This is a genomic window from Variovorax sp. P4_D9 (genome assembly GCF_056401695.1).
In genome coordinates, this window is the sequence record NZ_JBFUIU010000683.1 from 1 (window position 1) to 4712 (window position 4712).

The 4712-nt window shown below is 66.1% G+C and carries 4 protein-coding genes; all 4 read right to left on the bottom strand.

The features are described 5' to 3' along the window. The coding region (locus AC1DY5_RS42540; RefSeq protein WP_478120443.1) for a formate dehydrogenase subunit alpha at positions 1-2975 on the bottom strand (2975 nt) is incomplete at its 3' end. Positions 2976-2990: 15 nt separating this feature from the next. After that, a complete protein-coding gene (locus AC1DY5_RS42545) occupies positions 2991-3215 on the bottom strand; it encodes a formate dehydrogenase (RefSeq protein ID WP_478120444.1) in 225 nt (74 codons plus the stop codon). 103 nt (positions 3216-3318) lie between these two features. Continuing rightward, entirely contained in the window at positions 3319-3936 is a 618-nt protein-coding gene (locus tag AC1DY5_RS42550) for a TorD/DmsD family molecular chaperone (RefSeq protein WP_478120445.1), read from the bottom strand. Continuing rightward, a partial coding sequence (locus tag AC1DY5_RS42555; protein WP_478120446.1) for a 4Fe-4S binding protein occupies positions 3933-4712 on the bottom strand: 780 nt, incomplete at its 5' end. The genes AC1DY5_RS42555 and AC1DY5_RS42550, both read right to left, overlap by 4 nt.

Genomic DNA, 4712 nt, shown 5'->3' on the forward strand with positions numbered 1-4712 from the left:
ACGTTGCAGATGGTCGTCTTGGTCTCTTGCATCATGGTCACGCTGTCGTAGCCATAGGTGGTGCCGGTATTGATCGCCTCGCCGCGCACGATCGGGTGCGCGCCCGCCGGGTAGTAGGGCAACATGTCCTGGCCCTGCCAGTGGCCCGAGAAGTGGAAGGGCATGAACACCGTGTCGGGCCCGACCCGCTCGGTCACCAGGGCCTGCACGTTGAGCCGGGCGCCGGTCGGCGTGTGGACCCAGGCCCGCTCGCCATTGCGGATGCCCTTCTCGGCCGCCAACTTGGGATTGATCTCGATGAACATCTCCTGCTGCAGTTCGGCCAGCCAGGGGTTGGAACGCGTTTCCTCGCCGCCGCCCTCGTACTCGACCAGCCGGCCGGAGGTCATCACGTACGGGAATTTCTCGGCAATCTTGTCGGTGATGTTCTTCTGCTGCACGCTCTTGTAGAGGGTCGGCAGGCGCCAGAAAGCCATCTTGTCGTCGTGCGTGGGGTACTTCACCATCAGGTCCGGCCGGTTGCCGTACAGCGGCTCGCGGTGCTGCGGAATCGCATCCGGGAAGTTCCAGACCACGGCGCGCGCCTTGGCATTGCCGAAGGGGTGGCAGCCGTGGTTCTTCATGAACACGCGGATCATGCCGCCCGAGGGGTCGGTCTTCCAGTTCTTGCCATCGGCCTTGGCCTTCTCGGCGTCGGTGAGTTCGTCCCACCAGCCGAGCTTCTTGAGCAGCAGGTGATCGAGCTCCGGGTAGCCGGTGGTGATCGCGGCGCCGAGCGAATGCGAGCCGTCCTCGGCCAGCAGGTTCTTGCCGTTGCGCTCGACGCCGAAGTTGGCGCGGAAGTTGCCGCCGCCATCCATCACGTGCTTGGAGGTGTCGTACAGGTTCGGCGAGCCCGGGTGCTTGAGCTCAGGCGTGCCATAGCAGGGCCAGGGCAGGCCGAAGTAGTCGCCGGCGATGTCGTAGCCGTTGACCTTGTCCTTGACCGAGCCCTTGGCGCGCAGCGTGCGGACGTCGAAGGCCGCCATGTTGCGCATATGGGCCTGCAGGCGCTCCGGGCTCTGGCCGGTGTAGCCCACGGCCCAGCAGCACTTGTTGATCTCGCGCAGGATGTCGTCGGGCACGGGTTCGTCCATGCCCTTGACCTTCTGCATCTTGTAGTTCTTGCTGAGTTCCTTGCCGAAGCCCAGGCGGTCGGCGAACTGCTGCATGATCATGTGGTCGCTGCGGCTCTCCCACAGGGGCTCGATCACCTTCTCGCGCCACTGGAGCGAGCGGTTCGACGCCGTGACGGAACCACTGGTCTCGAACTGGGTGCAAGCCGGCAGCAGGTAGACCGCGCGGTTGGGGTTCTGGTCTTCGGGGCGACCCGGCATCGCTGCCATCGCCGCGGTGGCCGACGGATAGGGGTCGACCACCACCAGCAGGTCGAGCTTGTCCATGGCGCGCTTCATCTCGAGGCCGCGGGTCTGGGAGTTCGGTGCATGGCCCCAGTAGAAGACGCCGCGCAGATTCGAGTCCTGGTCGATCAGCTCGTTCTTCTCGAGCACGCCGTCGATCCAGCGCGACACCGTGATGCCGGGCTTGCTCATCATCGCGGGCGACGCGAAGCGGCCCTTGATCCAGTCAAAGTCGACGCCCCAGGTGGCCGCGAAGTGCCTCCAGGAGCCTTCGACCAGGCCGTAGTAGCCGGGCAGCGAGTCGGGGTTGGGGCCGACGTCGGTGGCGCCCTGCACGTTGTCGTGGCCGCGGAAGATGTTGGTGCCGCCGCCCGCCGTGCCGACGTTGCCGAGCGCCAGCTGCAGGATGCAGGAGGCGCGCACGATCGCGTTGCCGATCGTGTGCTGCGTCTGGCCCATGCACCAGACGACGGTGCCGGGCCGGTTCTCGTTGAGCCAGGTCGCGACCTTGAGGACCTGCGCTTCCTTCACGCCGCAGGCCTCCTCGACCTTGTCGGGAGTCCACTTGGCCATCACCTCGGCGCGGACATCGTCCATGCCGAAGACGCGGTCATTGATGTAGCGCTTGTCTTCCCAGCCGTTCTTGAAGATGTGGTACAGGATGCCGAACAGGAAGGGGATGTCGGACCCGGAGCGGATGCGCACGTATTCGTCGGCCTTGGCCGCGGTACGCGTGAACCGCGGGTCGACCACGATCATCTTGCAGCCGTTCTCCTTCGAATGCAGCATGTGCAGCATGCTCACCGGATGCGCCTCGGCCGCGTTCGAGCCGATGTACATCGCCACCTTGGCGTTGCGCATGTCATTGTACGAATTGGTCATGGCGCCGTAGCCCCATGTGTTCGCCACGCCCGCGACCGTGGTCGAGTGGCAGATGCGCGCCTGGTGGTCGCAGTTGTTGCTGCCGAAGAAGCTGACGAACTTGCGCAGCAGATAGGACTGCTCGTTGCTATGCTTGCTGGAGCCGATCCAGTAGACCGAGTCGGGTCCGCTGGCTTTTCGCAGGTCGACCAGCCTGGCCGTGATCTCGGTCAAGGCGGTGTCCCAGCTGATGCGCTCATACTTGCCGTTGACCAGCTTCATCGGATAGCGCAGACGGTACTCGCCATGGCCATGCTCGCGCAGGGCAGCCCCCTTCGCGCAGTGCGCGCCGAGATTGATCGGCGAGTCGAACACCGGCTCCTGGCGCACCCAGACGCCGTTCTCGACCACGGCGTCGGAGGCGCAGCCGACCGAGCAGTGCGAACACACCGTGCGCCGGACCTCGATCTTGCCGGCGCCGACCGCGGCCGCCTGGCCCGGCATGGCGTCGGCCTTCTTGATCAGCGTGAGTTGGCCGGCCGCCAGGCCGACGCCCACGCCCAGGCCGGAGCGGCGCAGGAAGGCGCGCCGGTCCATAGTCGGCAGCGCATTCGACAGGCCGCGCCGAAGGCTGTGGACGAAGGCGGAGCCGGAAGGAGCGCGTGGGGTGTCGCCGTCACGCGCCGCGGCGGGCGATTTCTTGGTCAATAGCATCGTGGGCTTTCGTCCTCAGGCAGACGTGGTCTTGTAGTAGCGCTTGACGTGTTCACTCAGTGAATAGCCGCCGCCCTTCTCGGGCGGTGGCGGAAGCGAGGCGGCGGCCGCAGCGGCAGGCGTCTCGACGACCTTGGGCAGCACCGTGACGGCGGCCGCGGCGGCGCCAGCGGTGGCAGCCCCGAAAAAGAATCCCCGGCGGGAGGCCGGCGGGAGGCCGGAGTTTTGGCTGTCCTGCATAACATCTCCAGGATGGGCTGGCTAAATCAGATATGAAACCAGTTACATATCTTGGAATACTAGTCGACGGCCGGAGCGACAGTATCGGAAATATCCCTCGGTCTCAGTGCGACATGTCGAAGCCTTGGGTCTCCACTTCCGAGAATGCCCGGGTCAGCCCGGCCAGCGCGGCGTAGAAGCTGGCCCGGGGATGGGCCGAGACCGCGTCGCACATCGCCTGGAGCCAAGGCTGCAAATGGGTGGAATAAAATACCTTTTGTTGCCTTAAATTTGCGATCGTTACGTCTTCGCCCGCAATCAGGTAGCGCATCACCTCGAACAGGCAGGCCACGTGGTCCTCGGACTCGGACACCGACTCGTCTCGCGCCAGCCCGAGGCGGTCGAGGTCGTTGCGCAGCTGGGCCAGCGGCTTGTCGTTCAGGAAGCCGCTCAGGTAGTGCGAGCCGAACAGGTAGACCTCGGGCTTGCCGATGCCGCCGAACAGGGCGTCGTATTCGTCGCGCACTTCGGCCAGGCCGGTACCGCGTGCGGCCCCGACGAGCTGCCGCCACGGTTCCTCGAGAAACGCGCCGGCCGCCGGTGCCTCGGTCGGCGCAACCTGGAATGCCTCGAGCAGGCCGGCATCGGGGGCCGCATACCAGAGGCGGGCCARCAGGCCATAGAGCTCGGCGCGAGCGACTTCTTCGTCGAGCGCGGAGGAGACGGGGATGCGGGAACTCATAGCTGCGTGATCTTCATTTCGTTCGATGCGCTGTACAGGTCAACGACCCGGCAGTCGCTGCACATCTTGAGGCGCTCCAGCGCCTCGCCCTGGAACATGGCGTGCCCGGCGAGCTTGCCGAGCATCGCCTCGATCGCCTTCTGGGTGCCGAATGGCTTGCTGCAGCGGATGCAGACCCAGGGTTTGGCCTCGTTCAACACCACCGGCTGCTTGCGCTCCGGCGCCGCCAGCAGGCGCGGCACGAGCGAAATCGCGTTCTCCGGGCAGGTGGTTTCGCAAAGACCGCACTGAACGCAGTTCTTCTCGATGAATCGCAGCTGCGGCGAGTTCGGGTTGTCCTGCAGCGCACTAGCGGGGCAGGCGCCGACGCAGGCCAGGCACAGGGTGCAGGCGTCCTTGTCGACGGAGATGGCGCCAAAAGGCGCGCCCGAGGGCAATGGGATCGCCAGCGGCGCTTGGGCTGGCGTGCGCAGGGCCGGCGACTCGTCCATCAGGTGGTCAAGGGCGAGTTCGAGCGTGCTGCGCTTCTCGGCCCCGACCGCGAAGCGGGCCGGCTTCCCGGGCAGCTGCTGGCGGGTCTCGCGCAATCCCGCGAGTGTGGCGTCTAGCGCCTCCGGCGAACTCGCTTCGATCAGGCGGAAATGCGTGCCCGCGTAGCCCAGCCCGCGCAGCAGCGCCTGCGCGATCTCCATCTGCCTGCCGAGCGCCGCGACGTAGCTCGGCGCCTCTTCGCCGGTCGCCAGCACCAGCACCTGCGATGCGCCGAAGGCCACGGC